This is a genomic window from Martinezella lusitana, from assembly GCF_900094565.1.
Classification (GTDB): Bacteria; Pseudomonadota; Alphaproteobacteria; order Rhizobiales; family Rhizobiaceae; genus Rhizobium; species Rhizobium lusitanum.
On record NZ_FMAF01000044.1, the window covers coordinates 20,982 to 40,471 of the forward strand.

The 19,490-nt window shown below is 59.2% G+C and carries 18 protein-coding genes; 9 read left to right on the forward strand and 9 right to left on the reverse strand.

The features are described from left to right. Positions 1-112 precede the first annotated feature (112 nt). Positions 113-883 carry an SDR family oxidoreductase gene (locus tag GA0061101_RS35910; protein WP_092577250.1) on the forward strand — a complete coding sequence of 257 codons (771 nt, stop codon included), beginning with the start codon at positions 113-115 and terminating at the stop codon, positions 881-883. Positions 884-921: 38 nt separating this feature from the next. On the opposite strand, the gene recQ is transcribed toward GA0061101_RS35910, so the two are convergent. Together recQ and dnaG are read right to left on the reverse strand one after the other, a co-directional pair. Beyond that, on the reverse strand, positions 922-2,802 hold the full coding sequence (gene recQ / locus GA0061101_RS35915; RefSeq protein WP_092577254.1) for a DNA helicase RecQ: 1,881 nt from the start codon (positions 2,800-2,802) through the stop codon (positions 922-924). Between the two features lie 7 nt (positions 2,803-2,809). Next, positions 2,810-4,798: a DNA primase gene (dnaG, locus tag GA0061101_RS35920; RefSeq protein WP_092577257.1), complete on the reverse strand. Its 1,989-nt coding sequence runs from the start codon at positions 4,796-4,798 to the stop codon at positions 2,810-2,812. Positions 4,799-5,367: 569 nt separating this feature from the next. Here dnaG and GA0061101_RS35925 point away from each other — a divergent pair. Next, the gene (locus GA0061101_RS35925; RefSeq protein ID WP_037194588.1) at positions 5,368-5,601 is read left to right on the forward strand and encodes a hypothetical protein; all 234 of its coding nucleotides are present in this window, start codon (positions 5,368-5,370) and stop codon (positions 5,599-5,601) included. A 341-nt stretch (positions 5,602-5,942) separates the two neighbouring features. After that, complete coding sequence (locus GA0061101_RS35930) at positions 5,943-6,851, forward strand: hypothetical protein (RefSeq protein WP_092577260.1); 909 nt, start codon at positions 5,943-5,945, stop codon at positions 6,849-6,851. Here the strand turns inward: GA0061101_RS35930 and GA0061101_RS35935 are convergent. Continuing rightward, a complete protein-coding gene (locus GA0061101_RS35935) occupies positions 6,826-7,278 on the reverse strand; it encodes a GatB/YqeY domain-containing protein (protein WP_037194592.1) in 453 nt (150 codons plus the stop codon). The two genes, GA0061101_RS35930 and GA0061101_RS35935, sit on opposite strands and share 26 nt — an antisense overlap. Positions 7,279-7,586: 308 nt before the next feature. Between GA0061101_RS35935 and carA the strand changes: the two genes are divergently transcribed. Then, a complete protein-coding gene (gene carA / locus GA0061101_RS35940; RefSeq protein ID WP_092577281.1) occupies positions 7,587-8,795 on the forward strand; it encodes a glutamine-hydrolyzing carbamoyl-phosphate synthase small subunit in 1,209 nt (402 codons plus the stop codon). Between the two features lie 106 nt (positions 8,796-8,901). On the opposite strand, the gene GA0061101_RS35945 is transcribed toward carA, so the two are convergent. From GA0061101_RS35945 to GA0061101_RS35960, 4 genes are all read right to left on the reverse strand, one after another. After that, a complete protein-coding gene (locus GA0061101_RS35945) occupies positions 8,902-9,474 on the reverse strand; it encodes an EVE domain-containing protein (protein WP_037194595.1) in 573 nt (190 codons plus the stop codon). A gap of 95 nt (positions 9,475-9,569) precedes the next feature. Beyond that, positions 9,570-10,967: an MATE family efflux transporter gene (locus tag GA0061101_RS35950; protein ID WP_092577284.1), complete on the reverse strand. Its 1,398-nt coding sequence runs from the start codon at positions 10,965-10,967 to the stop codon at positions 9,570-9,572. 148 nt (positions 10,968-11,115) lie between these two features. Then, complete coding sequence (locus tag GA0061101_RS35955; RefSeq protein ID WP_037194597.1) at positions 11,116-12,372, reverse strand: TCR/Tet family MFS transporter; 1,257 nt, start codon at positions 12,370-12,372, stop codon at positions 11,116-11,118. A gap of 149 nt (positions 12,373-12,521) precedes the next feature. Next, positions 12,522-13,445: a LysR family transcriptional regulator gene (locus GA0061101_RS35960; RefSeq protein WP_092577263.1), complete on the reverse strand. Its 924-nt coding sequence runs from the start codon at positions 13,443-13,445 to the stop codon at positions 12,522-12,524. A 125-nt stretch (positions 13,446-13,570) separates the two neighbouring features. Between GA0061101_RS35960 and GA0061101_RS35965 the strand changes: the two genes are divergently transcribed. Next, positions 13,571-14,563, forward strand: a complete 993-nt coding sequence (locus GA0061101_RS35965; RefSeq protein WP_092577266.1) for an aldo/keto reductase — start codon at positions 13,571-13,573, stop codon at positions 14,561-14,563. 53 nt (positions 14,564-14,616) lie between these two features. Here GA0061101_RS35965 and ypfJ read toward each other — a convergent pair whose 3' ends face one another. Together ypfJ and GA0061101_RS35975 are read right to left on the reverse strand one after the other, a co-directional pair. Beyond that, positions 14,617-15,528, reverse strand: coding sequence for a KPN_02809 family neutral zinc metallopeptidase (gene ypfJ, locus GA0061101_RS35970; RefSeq protein WP_092577268.1), 912 nt, complete (start codon positions 15,526-15,528; stop codon positions 14,617-14,619). Positions 15,529-15,622: 94 nt separating this feature from the next. Further along, the gene (locus tag GA0061101_RS35975) at positions 15,623-16,114 is read right to left on the reverse strand and encodes a DUF2306 domain-containing protein (RefSeq protein ID WP_092577272.1); all 492 of its coding nucleotides are present in this window, start codon (positions 16,112-16,114) and stop codon (positions 15,623-15,625) included. 85 nt (positions 16,115-16,199) lie between these two features. On the opposite strand from GA0061101_RS35975, the gene GA0061101_RS35980 reads away from it, so the two are divergent. The 4 genes from GA0061101_RS35980 to GA0061101_RS35995 all read left to right on the forward strand — a co-directional run. Beyond that, entirely contained in the window at positions 16,200-17,024 is an 825-nt protein-coding gene (locus GA0061101_RS35980) for a LytTR family DNA-binding domain-containing protein (RefSeq protein ID WP_092577274.1), read from the forward strand. A 365-nt stretch (positions 17,025-17,389) separates the two neighbouring features. Continuing rightward, positions 17,390-17,965, forward strand: a complete 576-nt coding sequence (locus tag GA0061101_RS35985) for a DUF1190 domain-containing protein (RefSeq protein WP_162693675.1) — start codon at positions 17,390-17,392, stop codon at positions 17,963-17,965. Between the two features lie 11 nt (positions 17,966-17,976). Beyond that, positions 17,977-19,146: a glutathionylspermidine synthase family protein gene (locus GA0061101_RS35990; protein ID WP_092577277.1), complete on the forward strand. Its 1,170-nt coding sequence runs from the start codon at positions 17,977-17,979 to the stop codon at positions 19,144-19,146. Positions 19,147-19,215: 69 nt separating this feature from the next. After that, a partial coding sequence (locus tag GA0061101_RS35995) for a transposase (protein ID WP_141694164.1) occupies positions 19,216-19,490 on the forward strand: 275 nt, incomplete at its 3' end.

Consider the following 19,490-nt stretch of genomic DNA (forward strand, 5'->3'; position numbering starts at 1 on the left):
GGATATACGCAAGTTCTTGGCCAGGGTTCATCGGTTGCTATTGCAAAAATTACTTGACTGAGTCCATTATCTTGCTGCAGGTCGATCTTGATCGCATGATAGAGGGAGAGCAATGAGCATATATCACAGATTCTCCCTCGCGGGACGGGTCGTGCTCGTCACCGGCGGCGGGCGAGGCCTTGGGTTCGAAATGGCGAAAGCACTTGCCGACGCGGGAGCGCATGTCATCGTCAATGGGCGCACGATCGCAACGGTAGACAGCGCCGTGAAAGCCATTCAAGCAGCTGGCGGCTCCGCCGAAGCAGCAGCTTTCGACATTGCCGACCGTGAAGCGCAGCGCGCGGCGATGGCGGATATCGAGAAAAATCATAGCCGGCTCGACATATTGATCAACAATGTCGGCGCCCGCGACAGACGGCCCTTGGCCGACTTCGACGACGAAGCGATTCTCGCCCTCCTCAACACGGATCTGGCCGCCTCGATCACGCTCTCGCGCGATGCCGCCCGCCTGATGAAACGCCACAATCATGGGCGGCTGATCTCGGTCACCTCGATCAGCGGCCAAGTCGTCATGCCTGGCGACTGCGTCTACCCCGCAGCCAAACAGGGGCTGACCGGCCTTATGCGCGGCATGGCGGTGGAATTCGGCCCCTACGGCATCACCAGCAATGCCATCGCTCCAGGCTGGTTCGCGACGGAAACGAATGCCGCGATGGCCTCGAATGAGGAACTGGTCTCTTTCGTGCGCCAGCGCATCCCGGTTCAGCGCTGGGGACGGCCGGACGAGATCGCGGGCGCTGCATTGTTCCTCGCCAGCGACGCTGCCTCCTTCGTCAACGGCCATGTCTTGACCGTCGACGGTGGCATGACCGTACGCATGTAGCGTGAGATTGTCTCGATTTCACATTTAGATGCGAAATGTCACCGGCCGGTGAAATCTGAAATCACTGCGAGAAACGCATCCCCGTAGCGTTCGAGCTTCGACTGCCCAACGCCCGAAATCCCGAGGAGTGCCTTATGGTTCTTCGGCCGCTCCGTCGCAAAGGCGATAAGGGTCGTGTCCGGAAAGACGACATAGGGCGGCACGCCCAGTTCTTTGGCGATCCTGGTCCGCTCGGCGCGCAGCGCATCGAACAGAGCCTGCGCCTCGCCGGCAAGACCATGTGCCGGTTTCTCCGACCGTCCCGCCTTCTTGTTCCGGCGACCCGCTTCCGGCCGATCCTTGCGAAAGAAGACCTGCCGCTCGCGTTTGAAGACCGCCCTCGCCTGGTCTTCGAGTTTCATCGCGCCAAAAGCCGTATGATCGACGGTGATGAAGCCGTTCGCCAGCAATTGCCGGAAGATCGATTGCCAGGTGCGAGACGGAATATCCTTTCCGGCGCCGAAAACGGGCATATCGACATGGCCGAACCGCTCCGTCTTGTCATTGACCGTGCCCATCAGCACATCGATCACATGACCCGTGCCGAAACGCTCACCGGTGCGATAGACCGCCGCCAGCGCCTTGATTGCTGCTTCCGTGCCGTCCCAGGTCTCCACAGGTTTCAGGCAGGTATCGCAATTGCCGCAACCGCCGCCATGCGCCTCGCCGAAATGCGCAAGAATGGCCTGTCGCCGGCAGCCGGCCGTTTCGCAGATGGCGAGCAGCGCATTGAGCTTTCCTCGCTCCACGCGCTTGATCTCTTCGGCTGCATTGCCCTCATCGATCATGCGCCGCCGCTGGATGACATCGGCCATGCCGTAAGCCATCCAAACCTCGGACGGTAGGCCGTCACGCCCGGCACGACCTGTCTCCTGATAATAGGCCTCGACCGAACCCGGCAGATCGAGATGGGCGACATAGCGCACGTTCGGCTTGTCGATGCCCATGCCGAAGGCGACTGTCGCGACAAGGCAAAGGTCTTCTTCTTTCAGGAAGGCATCCTGATTGGCATCGCGAAGCGATCGGTCCATCCCCGCGTGATAGGCGAGCGCCCGGATGCCCTGCCCATTCAGCCATTCAGCCGTATCCTCGACCTTTGCCCGCGACAGGCAGTAGACGATGCCGCTGTCGCCGCGGTGGCCATCGAGAAAGCGCAGCAATTGCTGGCGCGGCTGATCGCGCTCGACAATTTCATAGGCAATATTCGGCCGGTCGAAACTGGTGGTGAAAACCTTGGCACCGTCGAGAGCAAGCCGCTCGATGATATCGTCGCGGGTATGCGGATCGGCCGTCGCCGTCAGCGCGATGCGCGGCACGCCGGGAAAAAGTTCCGCAAGCTTGCCCAGATCCCGATATTCCGGCCTGAAATCATGCCCCCATTGAGACACGCAATGCGCTTCGTCTATCGCAAACAGCGCGATCTTCGCCCTGGCGATCATCTGCTGGAAGCCATCGGTGAGAATGCGCTCGGGCGTCACATAGAGCATGTCGAGCGTGCCGCTGGAGACGGCGCGATAGACATCGCTCGCCTCATCGCGCGACAGGGATGAATTCAAGGCCGCCGCGCGGATGCCGAGCTGTTTCATCGCCTCCACCTGATCCCGCATCAAGGCGATCAGCGGCGAAACGACAATGCCGATACCGTTACGGCAAAGTGCGGGAATCTGGAAACACAGCGACTTGCCGGCCCCGGTCGGAAACAGCACGACGGCATCGCCGCCGGAGACGACATGCTCGACCACCTGCTGCTGCTTGCCGCGAAACGCGGTATAACCATAGACACGCTTCAGCACATCGAGCGGCGCGGGCGCCCCGGCACGATCGCCGAACAAGGCATCATCGGCGGAAAATCGCGGTTCCAGTCTATCCGGCAGTGACATCTATTCCCTACTTTCCCGCAGCGCTTTTGACTCGGCCGGAAAGCACACCAAAGCCATCGATGATCGCCTCCTGGTTTTCCAGCCGCACCGCTTCGAGCTGCACTTCCTGCAAGGCGCGCATCAACTGCTCGATAAGCTCGCCGTCACTATCTTCCGTTGCCTCGGCAATCGCGCCTTCCAATTCGATCTTGTGCCAGCGCAGTGCCTTGGAACGCTTGTGAAGCGCCAACGCCTGGCGATAGCCTTCGCGCGCGTCTTCCATCGCGGCTTCCTCGGTTGCCGTCCATAGCCTGGCGTTGCGGACCTGCTGGTCGAGATTCTTCAGCAATGAGCCGAAGTCCTGTTCCTCCAACTGCTCGACCAGCCGCTCGCGGATGAGCTGCGGTGCGGCCATGGCTGCGGCGATCCCGAGAACTGCCGACCAGAGACGCTGCAATTCGCGGCTCTCGTAGTCGATAGCGGCGATCTCGTCATATTCGTCCTGCAACAGCAGCGGATGATTGACGATGGTCAGCGCCAGAACGCTTTCGCGCAGGCTCGGAATGTCCTGATGCCCCTTGATCATGGCCGAACGCGTCAAGCGATCGGACGCCGTCGTACTGACCGGCCGATCGCGGCCCTGCTGCCCGCCGCGACCGGTGAAATTGCGGCCATTGCCATCACGGGAAAAGCCTCGCCCCTGCTGATTGCCGCCACGCTGGAACTGCGGCTGGAAGAGACTGTTCAACCGCTCGCGCATATTCTGCTGATAGTGTCGGCGGACATCCTCGTCCACGATAACAGACACGATGCGCCTCAGCCGGGCTTCGAGTTCCGCCCGCGCCTCAGGCGTTTCGAACGTGCCGCTACCGGCCTCTCTGACCCAGATCAGATCGGCCAGCGGCTTTGCCTGTGCGAGAACCTTGTCGAAAGGCGCACGACCGTCGTGACGGACGAGATCGTCCGGATCCTTACCATCAGGCAGCAGTGCGAAACGGACGGTGCGGCCCGGCTTGATATGCGGCAGCGCCAGGTCGGCGGCGCGGTTGGCGGCGCGAAATCCCGCGCCATCGCCATCAAAGCAGAGCACCGGCTCCGGCGTCATTTTCCACAGGAGATCCAGCTGATTCTCTGTCAACGCCGTGCCGAGGGGCGCAACGGCATTCTCGATGCCCGCCTGATGCAGGGCTATGACATCCATATAGCCTTCGACGGCAATGATAGTGCCTGCGCCGTCGGCACCCTGGGCAGCGCGGCGCGCGCGTGTGAAATTATAAAGCACATTGCCCTTGTGGAAGAGCTCGGTCTCGTTGGAATTGAGATATTTCGCCGGCGCGTCCGATGACATGGCGCGGCCGCCGAAGGCGATCACCTTCTCGCGCGACGACAGGATCGGAAACATGATGCGATCCCGGAAGCGATCGTATGAGACCGGCACGTTCTCGTGCACGACCAGGCCGCAGGCTTCCATCTGCTCCTTCAATACGCCCTTGCCGGCAAGAAACTCCTTCAGCGCATTGCGGCTGTCAGGGGAATAGCCGAGACGGAAAGTCTCGATGGTGCGGCCGGTCAGACCACGATCGCGCAGATAGGCGCGAGCACGGGCGCCGTTGGCAGTCTGCAGCTGATCCTGAAAGAACTGAGCCGCCATCTCCATGACGTCGAGCAGCGACGTGCGCTCCTTCTCCCGCTTTGCCTCCACGGGATCGGCCACAGGCATGGGGACGCCCGCCATGTCGGCGATCTGCTGCACCGCCTCGGGAAAGCTCAGTCCCTCCAGCTCGGTGAGGAAACGGAAATGATCGCCCGTCACGCCGCAGCCGAAGCAGTGATAGCGGCCCTTGCGATCCTCACAGTGGAAACTCGGCGACTTCTCGCCATGGAAAGGGCAGCAGGCCCAAAAATCTCCACGCGGCACGTTGGTCTTGCGGCGGTCCCAGCTCACGCGACGACCGATCACGTCCGAAATCAGAACGCGGTCGCGAATCTCATCGAGAAACGTATTGGAAAATCGCATGGCTACCTCTGGCTTATCCCATATAAACAGGAATGGCGCGCATTGCCACGACGACACGACCGGCACACACGGTATTCACAGCCCTTTGCAGGCAATTGCAATTTCATCGTCTTGATCACAACTTCGTGAGGTTATTACCAGGATCAGGCCGCGCGCACCGGCTTGAGGCGTCGTTTCCGAGTCACCAAAAACACGATCGATATTGACCTCACTTAGCCGGAATTAAGTGTTCGGCCGACCTAACGAGCATCGGCCTTTGCGGAAAAGACGCGAAAAAGCAAAGACTTGCACACCTTGAAGTGGATGGAACAGTGCGTCGGACGCATCTCGAACAATCAGTAGCTGCAATGCTCGATGCCTGCGACCCATCTGTTTGGTGGCGCATTTACGGCATGGTTCGTAAGCCAAACATTATTTTTTTGTAATTTGATTGTTGATGTGCGGCGCAATAGCGTTCTTCTCACGGGGCGAGACAAGCCGGCGAAGAAAATTGCTTCGCGACGCGACATGCCGAGACGCCCCACGAACGGGAAGCCATCAGGTACAGGGCTTTCAGTTTAGGAGAGGAAATGCGGGTTCTGATCGTACCCCTAGCCGCCGCGGCTATCTTCGCCACAGCTACCTATAGCTCGGCAACGACGACCGGCAGCGCTGACGATCGGAATGTGCTCTACGCTGGCGCGCATTATCAGCTGCCGGTGGATATGAAGATCCCTGCTCTCACCGCAGGCGTTAAAGTTCAAATGTCCGGATTGACGCCGCAAGCGTTGGCTTTGCCGCAGCAAGTCAGGATTCTCAGATAAGTTTTACGGGATACTCAGGTGGGGCACCATCCCTACCCCCGGCGCCGCCCCACCTGAGTGCCTTTGCAATAGACGTTTGATTTTTGGGCCCCACCCTGCGTCATCAAACGGCTGCAAAGCGCAAGAAGGCAGGAGCTCCCCCAGCTCCTGCCTTCTCTAATTTTACGATCCCAATTTTCCGATGACGGAAGCTCCGAACCTCCGCGGCAGAACATTTAGAGTTCAAATGAGGCCAGTATCTTGACGTGATGGCCACAATTGATATTTCATGTATCAATAATCTAGATGATGATTTCCTAAGACAGCGTAGAGAATTGCTCAGCTCATCGGGGGATGGCTGCATGTCTTTATCCGCGAAGGAACTTGCCGATAATCCTGATTTTTTCGCTATAGTTCTCGACTATACCCGAGAAATTGTATTGGTTTACGAAGAAAATCGCCGGATAGGCTCCGTTTTTTCTTCACAGCAGCGCTGGTTGATGGCCCTCGCCGGCTTCGCCTTATATTACGGCGGCGTAGATGGGAAGCCGCCCGGTATCCATGCCAACCGCTTCGCCGACTTTGTCGTCGAGCACGAAATCGCCAGTCACAACACGGCATTGAGCTTCATTCAGGAAATGCTCGACCATCATTTTCTGCGCTACCAGACAGTCATGCCAGATCGTCGGGTACGACCGATGGAGCCGACAGAAGAAGCTGTCAAACAGCTTGCAAGATGGCTCGGCATTCACTTGGCGGCGCTCGACAAATTGGACGGAGGCAAACGAAGCAGCCTGCTCGCCGGGAGACCGGAACTCGTTGCGGCATTGCAGCCTGCAATCTCGGTCAGCATCATTGCCAGCGACGCCGTCCGCCATCCAGGCGATACATTCGATCTGTTCACCTGGGCAAATTCCGGCGGCATAATCATGGATTACCTGATCTCGCGCGTCGGTATGATCGATCCGAAAACACAAAGAGCAATTGTCGGGCCGGTCGCGTTCACGGACATCTGTCGCCGTTTCCACATCTCAAGAACGCACGCAAAGCGGCTCATGCGCAAAGCCGTAAACATGCAAAGCGTTGGCTGGACAGGCCGCTCGGGAAAAAGCGAGCTGTGGCTGTCCAGCGGCTTCATTCAGGAATATCGGAACTATCAGGCTGAAAAGTTTGCCATCATGGACGCCGCCTGGCAGCGCGCCCTCGGCATACGGCAGGCCCGTATGCCGAAGCCGAGACTGGTCTTTACTTCAACAACTCCTTCAGGATAGCCGAAGCCTTCGCGAAGTCCATCTGCCCGGCATAGCGCTCGCGCAAAGCCGCCACGCACTTGCCCATGTCCTTCAAGCCTTGGGCGCCGAGTTCCGCAACGACGCCGGCGCATATCTCACGCACCTTCTCGTCGGAGAGTTGCTCCGGCATGAATCCCTGGATGACGGTGATTTCCGCGCGTTCCTTGTCGGCGAGCTCAGGACGACCACCGTCGACGTAGATCTTCACCGACTCCTCGCGCTGCTTGATCATCTTGGCAAGCAGCTGGAGGATTTCGTCATCGCTTGCCTGCTCCTTGGCCTGGCCGCGATTGGCGATGTCCTTGTCCTTGATGGCGGCAAGGATAAGACGCACGGTTGAAAGCTTCGCCGTATCCCTTGCCTTCATCGCATCCTTCTGGGCATTGGAAAGGGTCTCGCGGATCATGTCTGTAACTCCTCAAGCAGGCAGGCGACGATCGCCCGGCCTCTCATTTCATGTTGCCTGTCTCATAGACCATCAGCGCCGATCAATGCAATTGCGTCAAACCGACCGAAACAGGACGAATTCCCCGGCAGGAAACGAAAAGCGCGCATTGACCGGCTCGCCTTGTTTGGCTATGTCCATCATCTGCACATTAGATCGATATTGAGATCTCAAGCCGCGGCCTGTGCCGCCGGCGGTACCTTGCTACAAACATGGCGGAAGCCTACGGCCTCTTCAAGGTCGCGCACGACGCCGGAAACGGGATGACTATGACCGCCACAGCCCCATGGACCATTGAAAAGCCGACTGCTCTTCTCGTTCTTGCCGATGGCACCGTGATCGAAGGCAAAGGCATCGGCGCGACCGGCAAGGTCCAGGCCGAAGTCTGCTTCAACACGGCGCTGACGGGTTACGAGGAAATCCTGACGGACCCCTCCTACCTCGGCCAGATCGTCACCTTCACCTTCCCTCACATCGGCAATGTCGGCACGAACGAGGAAGACATCGAGGACCTGACGCCGGCCGCCCGGCACGGCGCCGTCGGCGTCATCTTCAAAGCCGACATCACCGATCCGTCGAACTACCGCGCCGCCAAGCATCTCGACCAATGGCTGAAGGCCCGCGGCATCATCGGCCTCTGCGGCATCGACACCCGCGCGCTGACCGCCTGGATCCGCGAGAACGGCATGCCGAACGGCGTGATTGCGCACGACCCGAACGGCATCTTCGACATCGAACAGTTGAAGGCGGATGCGAAGGCCTGGAGTGGCCTCGAAGGTCTCGACCTCGCCAAGGTCGCCTCATCCGGCCAGTCTTCGCACTGGTCGCAGACCCCGTGGGTCTGGAACGAGGGCTATGGCGAGCTGGGCGCCGACGAAGCCAAGTACCACATTGCCTGCCTCGACTACGGCGTCAAGCGCAACATCCTGCGCCTTTTTGCCGGTCTCGATTGCAAGGTTACCGTCTTGCCGGCAACCGCTTCGACCGAAGACGTGCTCGGCCTCAATCCGGACGGCATCTTCCTTTCCAACGGCCCGGGCGATCCGGCCGCGACAGGCGAATATGCCGTGCCCGTCATCAAGGACCTTCTGAAGTCGGAGATCCCGCTGTTCGGCATCTGCCTCGGTCACCAGATGCTCGGCCTCGCACTAGGCGCCAAGACAGCGAAGATGCACCAGGGCCATCACGGCGCCAACCATCCGGTCAAGGACCACACGACAGGCAAGGTCGAGATCGTCTCGATGAACCATGGCTTTGCAGTCGACTCGAGTTCGCTGCCGGAAGGCATTGAGGAGACACATATTTCTCTCTTCGACGGCAGCAATTGCGGCCTGCGTGTCTCCGGCAAGCCCGTCTTCTCGGTGCAGCACCATCCGGAAGCCTCGCCCGGCCCTCAGGACAGCCACTACCTTTTCCGCCGCTTCATCAATCTGGTGCGCGAGAAGAAGGGCGAGCCGGCACTGGCCGAACGCGCCTAAGCTGCTCCACAACCATTCATGATGCAAAAGGCCTCGGATTGACTATCAATCCGAGGCCTTTCTCGTTTGCGTCGGGATGTGAAACGCCCAAATGCTCCATGCCCGGTCAAGCCTGCAGGCGGCGCTGCTTTACCACCTCAAGCTCACTCATCATGATTTCCTCCAGGAACTCGAAGTCCGACTGTCCGAAGGCGACAAGGCCGAATCTCAGCCTGTAGCCCCAGTTCTTGTCCTGGGTAAAATCAAGCCAACCCAGCAAGGGGCGGAGCGGCTGCTCGGGCGCATCCAGCCAGTCGACATCCCGGCGATAGGCTTTTCCGCAACCCATCTGCGCAAGGTAGGGCTCTCCTTCACGGACAAAGCCGATGGCGGTAAAGCTCTGAAAGCTGTCTTTCTCGCCCATCTTTACAGACGGCGAATAATAAACGATGCCGTCGCCCGGCTTGATGCGCTTCAATGGCCCCTGCTTGCCGTGGTTCACCTGCATGAAGCCGTGCTCGCGCCCGTGGCGCACGTGCTCTGCGCTAGCCACCGCCAGCCAATAGGACTTCTGCGCCGGTTCGGGCCGCCGGGACGATGTATTGGCGTGCGGAAAAAGGCGCACTGTCGTGCCCTCGTTGATGGAGTCTTCCCGCGGCAAAAGCGCGGCATCGTTACGATCGCTGGCTCTGAGTGTCATGGTCGTCTCCCGTCATTGGTATGAAGGGAATATACGCCACCATGCTGACAGTATTTGTCAGTAGTCTTACCGCTCGACGATCGCCGCCGCAGATATTATGCGGGTTCTCTTTCCGAACGGACGAGAATGTAGAATCTCGCGCAAAGCATCGCCGCCGCCGAAGCAAGGCCAAGCAGGAAACCGAGCCATATGCCGATCCCGCCGAAATCGAACGGAAAGGCCAGCAGCCATGCCAGGAAGAAGCCGATCGGCCAATAGGCGATCAGCGCCAGGATCATCGGCACGCGCGCATCCTTCAGGCCGCGCAGCAGGCCGCTCGCAATCGCCTGCAAGCCGTCGACGAGCTGGAACAGCCCGGCGACCACGATCAGCGGCGTTGCATAGGCAAGCACTTTCGGGGCATCGGCCGACGTAATGTCGAGGAACCAGCTTCCGAACCATGCCGGCAAGGTGGCGAACAGGATGCTGCCGCACAGCGAAATGCAGCTCGAAACGATGAGCACGACGATCGCCGCGCGCTTCAGGCCGAGATGATCGCCCTGCCCGTGCGCGACGCCCACCCGCACCGTCGCCGCCTGGCTGAGGCCGAGCGGGATCATGAAGGCAATCGATGCCCATTGAAGCGCGATGCCATGGGCAGCAAGCTCGATCGTGCCGATCCGCCCCATAAGCAACGACGCCGCCGTGAACAGGCTGACCTCGGCGAGAACGGTGATGCTGATCGGGAAGCCCAGGCGGACGACATCCCACAAGGCATGCCAATCCGGCCGCCACAGATGGACGAAGATCTCGTAGCGACGCATTTCTTCCCGGCTCTGAACATAGCCGACGATGAAGATGAAGCCGGCCGTCTGTACGGCAACGGAGACGATGGCCGCACCATGAAGACCGAGCGCCGGCATGCCGAAATGACCGAGCACCAAGGCATAGGCAAGCACAGCGTTCATGACAAGCATGGCGATGGTCACATTGAGAATGACGCCGGCACGGCCGATAGCACTCACGAGGGCGCGAATGACGTTGTAGAGCAATCCCGGCAACAGGGCGAAATGGCCGATGGCGATGTAGTCGCTGGCCAGCTTTGCCACATCGGGCTTTTGTCCCGCCGCCAGAAGGATCTCCTCGGAATATAGAAAGGCAGGCTGTGCCATCAGCCAATAGATGGTCACGACCCACAGGCCCATGCGCAGCGCCCGTCGCACGGACACGACATCGCCCTGGCCGTAGGCCTGCGCCACCAACGGCACGACGGCGATGGAAAAGCCCGAACCGAAAATCAGGATCGTGAACAGGAACTGCGCTGAGAGTACCATCGCGGCCAGCTGCTCGGCGCCGAGGCGACCGACGATCATCACGTCCGTGGTATTGATGCCAAGCTGCGCCAATTGTGCGCCGATCAGCGGTATGCCGAGCGCAAGGGTGGCACGTAGATGCGCAGACCACGAATTATTGTTGTCGTGCGCGTACGGGCGCGCAGCTAGCGGCATATCCATCATGAAAACTCGATTTCCAGAATCGCGCGAACCGCCCCACCCCTGGGTGCGCGAGCCTGTCGCAATACCGCAACTTAGGCGGAAAAGCCAGCCGACAAGGTAACGATGCTAAAGAATTCATCATACCATCAAAATATCTGATGAATTTTTAGGCCGCCTCTCCGGCTTGCGATTGCACGGCCGCCTTCGGCTGATCTTTGCGAACCTTGGTAAGAAGCACAATGAGCGCTGTCGCGACCAGAATGGCACCCATGACGAATGGTGCTCCGGCAAAGGTCACGGGCGCCGTCGGCGCGGTATAATAGCGGAACAGATACGGGAACAGCAGAGGCCCGATGATCGCGGTGATACTCGTCAGGCTGCCCAGCGCGCCCTGCAGCTCACCCTGCGCCGAAGGCGGAACCTTGCTCGCGGCGATGGAACGTAAGGGCGCATCGGCGACGTTTTCGATGACCGTTGCGACGACGACCCCATAGACCATCCAGCCTTGCCACGCGAAAGCATAGCCCATCAGGCCGAGGCAGGAAAACGCCAGCCCGAGCAATGCGGTCTTCCACTCCCCGAGCATGGGCACCAGCCGAGGCAGGACAAGCCCTATGACGAGGGCCGCGCCGATACCATAGACCCCAAGGGAAAAGCCGATCTGCCCCTCGCTCCAATCATAGCGATAGGAGGTGACGAAGGACCAGACGGCCGGATAGACGCCATGCGCCAGCCAGTTCAGGAACATGACGACGCAGACCCAGCCGATGCCCTGATAGCGTCGTATCTGCCTGAGCGCGCCGAATGGATTGGCCCGCCAGATCTCGAACGGCCGGCGATGCCTGGCGTCCAATGTTTCCGGCAGGAGGAAATAGGCTCCGACGAAATTCAGGAATGCGAGGGCAGCCGCTCCATAGAACGGCACCCGCGGACCGAATTCGCCCAGAAAACCGCCGATGACCGGACCGAGCACAAAGCCGACACCGAAGGCCATGCCGATCAGGCCGAAATTCTTCGCACGGTTCTCGTCATTGCTGATGTCGGCGATATAGGCCGAGCAGGTCGAGAAGCTCGCACCACTGATACCGGCGAGGATACGGCCGACGAACAGCATCCAGTAGGTACCCGCGATCGCGCAGATGAAATTGTCGATCGCGAATGTCAGCACCGAGGCGAGCAGGAGTGGACGGCGTCCGAACCGATCGCTCAAATTGCCGATCAGCGGCGAGAACAGGAACTGCATCGCGGCATAGGCCAGCAGCAGCCAGCCGCCTTCGGTGGCAGCTTCGCTGACTGCGGCACCCGTCAACTCTTCCAGGTATTTCGGCATCACGGGCATGATGATCGCAATGCCCATGACATCGAGGAAGAGGATGAGGAAGACGAGGAACAGGCCGCGCCGTGCGAATTTCTGATCGATCATGGAGTTGCCTTTTGGCGGCCCCGCCTCCATGAAGAGACAGAACGTGAACGAAAAACCGGAGTGTTCCCCATACCTAAAGATTTTGGCGGAAACAATCCGTGAACGCTTTAATCTTATCGATTTATCGACCGCTTTTTTTGATCTGCGGGCTATAATGACACTTGTTTTTCCCGGGTCCGTCGCTGCTCGATATTAAGGAAGTCGACGAAGGCCCGGAGCGGACCCGGCATATGTCGGCGGCTCGCATAATAGAGAAACGGACCGGAAAAGGCCGTTTCCCACTCTTCGAGAATGGGTACCAGCTCGCCTGTCGCAAGCTGCGGCGCGAGGAATTCCCAAAACGTCCTGATGATGCCGAGACCGGCAACCGCGGCACTGCGTTCGATATCGATCGAATTCGTGGCAATCACCATTGAAGGCGAAATGACGATCGTTTCGCCATCCTTCTCAAAATCCCAGGGAGCGTTGGAGCGGCTGAGAAACCGATGACCGATGCAGCGATGCTCGAGTATATCGCGCGGGTGGCGCGGTGTACCGTTGGCCGCCAGGTAGGCGGGCGCCGCGGCGGTCACATAAGATTGCTGCCGTGGCCCGATGGGCACGGCGATCATATCCTTCTCCAACCTCTCGTCATAGCGAATGCCGGCGTCAAACCCGGCCGCGAGCACATCGATGAAGCTGTCTTCGGCAACGATTTCGACCGATATCCCCGGATAGTTCTTCAAAAAGCGATTGACGATATCAGGCATCACCACCATGGCAGCGACTGTCGGCACATTCAGCCGCAAAGTTCCGCCCACACGGTCGCGAAAGCTATTGATGTCGTCGAGCGCAACGGCGATCTCGCTCATCGCGGGGGTCAGCCGCTCCATCAGCCGCTCACCCGCTTCGGTCGGCGTCACGCTACGCGTGGTACGGTTCAGCAGGCGCACGCCAAGCCGCTCCTCCAGCCGCCGGATCGCCTCGCTCAGTGATGAGGCGGAAACAGCGCGCTTGCGCGCGGCCACGCGAAAGCTACGCTCGCGGGCAACAGCGGTGAAGGCGACAAGATCGGCCAGCGGCAAGTCATCCATTGTGCGAAATTCCAAACAGCCCGTTTCGATTTACACGGATTATCGCACAAAGGCCGATCGAGTAAAACAAGCTGCGTAGATGGCTCTGGAGATGAGAGCGCGCTTCCGACCGAAGGAGAACTGCAATGCAAAACCACCAATTGGGCAAGACAGGCCCCCAGGTATCCGCCCTCGGCCTCGGCTGCATGGGCATGTCCGGCATGTACGGGCCGTCCGACCGCGCCGAGAGCATCGCGACAATCCATGCCGCTCTCGATGCCGGCATAAACCTGCTGGATACCGGCGACTTCTACGGCATGGGCCACAATGAAATGCTGATCGGCGAGGCCATCAAGGGGCTGAAGCGGGACGATTTCCTGCTCAGCGTGAAATTCGGTGCATTGCGCGATCCGGCCGGCGGCTGGCTCGGCTATGATGCCCGACCGGCCGCGATCAGGAATTTCGTCGCTTATTCGCTGCAACGTCTCGGAGTCGACCACATCGACATCTACCGCCCGGCGCGTCTTGATCCGAACGTGCCGATCGAGGAGCAGGTCGGTGCCATGGCCGATCTCATCAAGGCCGGCTACATCAGGCATATCGGCCTGTCCGAGGTCGGTGCGGAGACCATCCGCCGCGCCGCCGCCGTGCATCCGATCGTCGACCTCCAGATCGAATATTCGCTGATCTCGCGCGGCATCGAGGACAGTATCCTGCCGACCTGCCGCGAACTCGGTATCGGCATCACGGCCTATGGCGTCCTCTCGCGTGGCCTCATCAGCGGCCATTGGCAGAAGGACAACGCCCAGAAAGGCGATTTCCGCTTCATGAGCCCGCGCTTCCAGGCCGGAAATGTCGAAAAGAACCTGGAATTGGTGGAAGCATTGCGAGGGATCGCCGAAGCCAAGGATGCCAGCGTCGCTCAGGTCGCCATCGCCTGGGTCGCGGCCCGAGGCCAGGACATCGTGCCGGTTGTCGGCGCCCGCCGCCGCGATCGCCTGACGGAAGCTTTAGGCGCGCTCTCGGTGAAGTTGTCGGAAGCCGATATGGCGGCGATCGAACGCGCCGTGCCAAAGGACGCCGCCGCGGGCGGGCGCTATCCGGAAGCGCAATTGACGCATCTGGATAGCGAGAAATAAGGAAAAGGAATTGGCACTTCGCCCGCTTCCTGCCGGAGAGCGGGCGAAGGAGATCAAACGGGATTGTTCAGCGTATCGCAATCACTGAGCTTGCCGGAATCGAAACCCTGCTTGAACCACTTCATGCGCTGCGCGGAAGTACCGTGGTTGAAGCTATCCGGAACGACATAGCCCTGTGTGCGCTTTTGCAGCGTGTCGTCGCCGATCTGCTGGGCGGCGTTCAGTGCCTCCTCAAGGTCGCCTGCCTGCAAGATGCCCTTCTGCTGTGTGAACTTGCCCCAGATGCCGGCAAAGCAATCGGCCTGCAACTCAATACGCACCGACATCTTGTTGGCATCCACCTCGTTCATGGTCCGGCGGGCCTGGTTGAACTTCGGCAGGATGCCGAGCAGATCCTGAACATGATGGCCGACCTCATGCGCAATGACATAGGCCTGAGCGAAATCGCCGGATGCACCGAATTGATCCTTCATCTGCTGGAAGAAGGCCATATCGAGATAGACCTTCTGATCGCTCGGGCAATAGAAGGGCCCGGTCGCGGCCGAAGCTTGTCCACAAGCCGAAGGGAAGCTGCCCGAGAACAGCACGAGCTTCGGATCGGTATAGGTCTGGCCCATCGATTTGAAAATGCCGGTCCAGGTATCCTCTGTATCGGCAAGAACAGTCGCGACGAATTGCTTCATCTCGTCATTAGCGGGCCGACCACTATTCCCGGTTGATGTGCTCTGCTGATATCCCGAGCCGCCGCCCAGCACGCCACTCTGCTGCAGCAGGCCCATGACATCGACGCCCATGGCTCTCAGCACGAGGAAGATCACCACCAGAACGATGATGGTGCGCAGGCTCAAACCGCCGCCGCCTATCCCGCCGCCGGGGAAGCGGAAGCCGCCGCCGCCGCCGCCGATGGGCGATGAGCCGCGTTCATCCTCGATATTGTCGGATTGCCGACGCCCCTTCCAATCCATGATTGCACCTCCTGGCGATGCCTTAAGCCAATGTCCCTTAAAGCACTTATATATCCAGGAAGACGGGCAACACCAGTTGGCGAGCGACAGAACGTCAAGTTAAACCTCGGCGACGCCATATTTCTTTCGACAGCAGCCATAGAAGAACGATCGCAATAGCCGCGACGACGACGAGCGGCACAATTTCGTCGCCGCCGAAGACTATCATGTTCATGATACGGCCCGGAAGGAACGTAAACGCCCCCGCACCGACGATGCCGCCGAAGTAGAGGCTTCTGACGATGCGCTTATGCGCCCCAATATTGTGATTGCGAGCATTGGCGATCGCTCCCCAACAGCCAAAGAGAACCAATAGGGAGAGTAGATGAATGGGGCTGAAGCCATAGACCATGTTGATCTGGTGAATGAAGAAGCTCGATAGCGCCGTGACCAGCATGAGGCTCAGCCATATCTTGCCGAGCAATCGATGCCTCGAAGTCCCCTTTGGCTTCAGCAGAAGATAGGCGCCGAGCACGGCGGCCGGGATGACTGCCGCAACGTGAATCTGGATTGCGATCGAAGCATGAAGAAGCGGCTCGAAGGTCATGGCGGGATCCGGTTGAGTTTGTCGAGCCTTTCCGCGATATTGTTGTTCTCTCAATTGAAATTGCGCGAAAGAACGGGAAAATTTCGTGGATCACACCTTTCTGCAATCCACGCTTCGTGAATTGCAAGTCTTCCAGCGTTCGCCGCGATTCTGGGCAACCTTCGTCACGGTCGTCCTGATCTTTGCCCTGACCGGTCCCTACGACACATTCGCACGGCTGATGCCGGGCGCTCGGCTCGGCTATTGGCTGGCCCTTCATGCCATGGCCTGGTCGATAGCCATCGTCTTCTCCGTCGTCGCCGAAATCCTCCTGCGCAAACGGGTGGCCAGGATGTTTGCCCGGATGATGACGGGTTCGATCATTGCGGCACTTCCGATCGGCTTCGGCATCGGGCTGATCGATCTGGCATTCTTCGGCACTGTGCCCACCGTGGCAGGCAGCCTGCGCCAATCGTTGACTTCGATACCGCTTTGCCTGCTCTTTTGCTTTTTGAGCTACCTGACCATGCATCGGCAAATCGCGGTGGCCGCCGAGGGACCAAGCAACAACAAGCCGGCAACCACCTCAATAAAGACATCGGAGATTCGCGACCTGCCCTCGCAGGCACCGATCCTGTCGCGCCTGAAACCGGAAAATCGGGGAGCGCTCATACGGCTTGCCGTGCGGGATCACTATACCGAGGTCGTCACCAGCCGCGGCCGCGAGCTCGTCCTGCTGCGCTTCGGCGATGCGCTGAGGGAAATCGGCGATACCGAGGGCATGCGCCTGCATCGATCCCATTGGATTGCCGCCGACCATGTCGCCGGTTTGAAACGCGACAACGGCAAACTTTTCATCGTGACGCGCGACGGCATGGAAATGCCCGTGAGCCGCCCTTATGCCGATGCAGTCCGGCACCGTTTTGGCTAGCAATTGTCGGATTGCCGACGCTCCGCCAATCCATAGTCTATCTCCTGGTAACCCCCCGTGGGCCAGAGATAAATGAGTCCCGCCTTCTCCCGGATATATCGGGGTCACCAAAACTTAGGAAAATTGGAAAGACCTCTTTTTGCGGTCGCAACCTTTGGTCAAAAAATCAACAGAACGCACGTCTACGTTCTTTAAATATGGCCGATTTACACCTAATTATTCTCTCGCCCATATTCTTTACGTTGCAATCTTTGCACATGTAGACAACCGCACCTGCGTGTGTGGCGGCTGATAGACTTGTGCGGGCAACGTCCGGAATATCCGGGTATGAACGCGAAGGCGCCGAGGGTCTAATGAAGCGATCGATGAGTGTGTCTCTGCTGCTAATGGGAACAGCAGCGTTGACGGGCTGTGGCCAAAAGGAAGATACCGCACAAATATACAAGGACGCCGACGCCTGCATCGCGAGCGAAGCCTTTTCTGCCGACGAATGTCGATCCCAGTTTGCCGCAGCCGAAACCGAGCGCAAGCAGAATGCGCCCGCCTACGAGACGATGGCGAACTGCGAGAAGGAGTATGGTGCCGACAAGTGCCAACCAACAACCGGCGCCCATCAGGCAGGTACGGGCCACTTCATTCCATTGCTGGCCGGCTATCTCGTCGGCAGTGCTGCAGGAACGCTTGGCACCAAAGCGCTCTACCAGCCGCGTGGAAGCAGCGACTTTCGAACGGCGACCGGTCGCAGCCTCGCAAACGGCATGCTGCTTGGAAAAACAAACTATGCAGCAAAGAAAAAGGACGACGATATACAATCGTCATCTTCGGGTGGCGGCGGTGGCGGCCATAGTTTCTGGGGGTCGTCTTCCGAACGTTCGACGCGCTCGGCCGGCATGGTAGAGCGTGGCGGCTGGGGCTTTCGCGGCTTCCATCTTTCGGGTTAACGGGTGAGCGGATGAAACGCGTCGTCATGAACGAGCGACTGGATTGGAAGGCCGACGCCGAGGCTTGTGGCTTCACCATTCATTCCATGTATGGCCAACGCTATTGGGACGAACGGCACGCCTATGCCTTTACCCTTGAGGAAGTAGAGACGAGGCTGGAGGATCCTTCCGCCGAATTGCTGGAAATGTGTTACGCTGCCGTCGAGAAAATTGCCTCGGACGGTGAGTTGATGCACCGCATGGCCATTCCGCCCGCCTACCACGATGCAATATTACGCTCCTGGCGCAATCGCGAACATGATCTCTACGGCCGATTCGACCTCTCTTACGACGGAAACGATCCGGCAAAGCTGCTCGAATTCAATGCGGACACGCCGACCAGCCTGTTCGAAAGCGCGGTCTTCCAATGGCGCTGGCTGGAAGACATGAAGCAACGCGGCGAACTTCCGTCCTCAGCCGACCAGTTCAATTCCGTGCATGAACGTCTGATCGACGCGATACGCGTCCTTGCTGGACCGTCGCAGCGCATGCACTTCGCCGGCATGTTGGAATCCGAGGAAGACCTCGTGACGTTGAACTATCTTGTCGATTGCGCTGCACAGGCTGGCTGCAAGACAAAGCTGATCGCCATGCCCGATATCGGCGTCGACGACAAACATTGGCTAATTGATCTTCAAGACGAGCGCATCGACTGCATATTCAAGCTTTATCCGCTAGAAGACATGGTACGCGAGCCTTTCGGTCGCCATCTGCCGTTGACACCGACGCGAATAGTCGAGCCGCTTTGGAAACTGACGCTGTCCAACAAGGGGCTACTGCCCGTGCTGTGGGAAATGTTCCCCGGCCACGAAAATTTGCTGCCCGCCTATTTCGAGGACGATCTGCGCAGCAGCCATCTTGGGGACCGCTATGTCCGTAAACCGTTGCTATCCCGCGAGGGCGCGAATGTGACGCTCGTCAATTACGAAGCTGGTGGCGGTTTGTATCACGTCGAGGGCCCCTACGGAGAAGAGGGATATATAAGGCAGGCACTGCATCTGCTTCCCCGCTTCGGAGACGATTGGACCGTGATCGGATCCTGGATCGTCGCAGGCCAACCCGCGGGTATCGGTATTCGCGAGGACGATACGCCCATTACGCGCGATACCTCGCGCTTCGTCCCTCATTATATAGAGGACTAGGTCCTGTTGACAAAGTGCATTCCCAAATCGGCTGAGGCGTGATTCAAGACTGCTTTTTAGGAGGCAGCCATGGCGCGAGGCGATTTGAGTGATGAGGAATGGCGGGTCGTCGAACCGCTGTTGCCGACCGAGCGTGGCCGCAAGTCTCGGCCGTCGCATGACAATCGCCGCTTTTTCAATGGCATGCTCCATGTTCTGCGCGTTGGCTGTCCGTGGCGAGATATGCACGAGCGATATGGCAAATGGAATTCGGTCTATGTTCGTTTCCGTCGCTGGGCCGAACAAGGCGTATGGGACGCACTTCTGGAAACGCTTGTCGAACTTGGGCTGACTGACGACTGGCA

Coding starts and splice junctions, on each gene's coding strand:
- GA0061101_RS35950 (WP_092577284.1), bottom strand. CDS start 10,967: ATGGATATGCCGCTAGCTGCGCGCCCGTACGCGCACGACAACAATAAT.
- GA0061101_RS35965 (WP_092577266.1), top strand. CDS start 13,571: ATGCAAAACCACCAATTGGGCAAGACAGGCCCCCAGGTATCCGCCCTC.
- GA0061101_RS35930 (WP_092577260.1), top strand. CDS start 5,943: ATGTCTTTATCCGCGAAGGAACTTGCCGATAATCCTGATTTTTTCGCT.
- GA0061101_RS35990 (WP_092577277.1), top strand. CDS start 17,977: ATGAAACGCGTCGTCATGAACGAGCGACTGGATTGGAAGGCCGACGCC.
- GA0061101_RS35955 (WP_037194597.1), bottom strand. CDS start 12,372: ATGATCGATCAGAAATTCGCACGGCGCGGCCTGTTCCTCGTCTTCCTC.
- GA0061101_RS35945 (WP_037194595.1), bottom strand. CDS start 9,474: ATGACACTCAGAGCCAGCGATCGTAACGATGCCGCGCTTTTGCCGCGG.
- carA (WP_092577281.1), top strand. CDS start 7,587: ATGACCGCCACAGCCCCATGGACCATTGAAAAGCCGACTGCTCTTCTC.
- ypfJ (WP_092577268.1), bottom strand. CDS start 15,528: ATGGATTGGAAGGGGCGTCGGCAATCCGACAATATCGAGGATGAACGC.
- recQ (WP_092577254.1), bottom strand. CDS start 2,802: ATGTCACTGCCGGATAGACTGGAACCGCGATTTTCCGCCGATGATGCC.
- GA0061101_RS35925 (WP_037194588.1), top strand. CDS start 5,368: ATGCGGGTTCTGATCGTACCCCTAGCCGCCGCGGCTATCTTCGCCACA.
- GA0061101_RS35910 (WP_092577250.1), top strand. CDS start 113: ATGAGCATATATCACAGATTCTCCCTCGCGGGACGGGTCGTGCTCGTC.
- GA0061101_RS35985 (WP_162693675.1), top strand. CDS start 17,390: ATGAGTGTGTCTCTGCTGCTAATGGGAACAGCAGCGTTGACGGGCTGT.
- dnaG (WP_092577257.1), bottom strand. CDS start 4,798: ATGCGATTTTCCAATACGTTTCTCGATGAGATTCGCGACCGCGTTCTG.
- GA0061101_RS35935 (WP_037194592.1), bottom strand. CDS start 7,278: ATGATCCGCGAGACCCTTTCCAATGCCCAGAAGGATGCGATGAAGGCA.
- GA0061101_RS35960 (WP_092577263.1), bottom strand. CDS start 13,445: ATGGATGACTTGCCGCTGGCCGATCTTGTCGCCTTCACCGCTGTTGCC.
- GA0061101_RS35975 (WP_092577272.1), bottom strand. CDS start 16,114: ATGACCTTCGAGCCGCTTCTTCATGCTTCGATCGCAATCCAGATTCAC.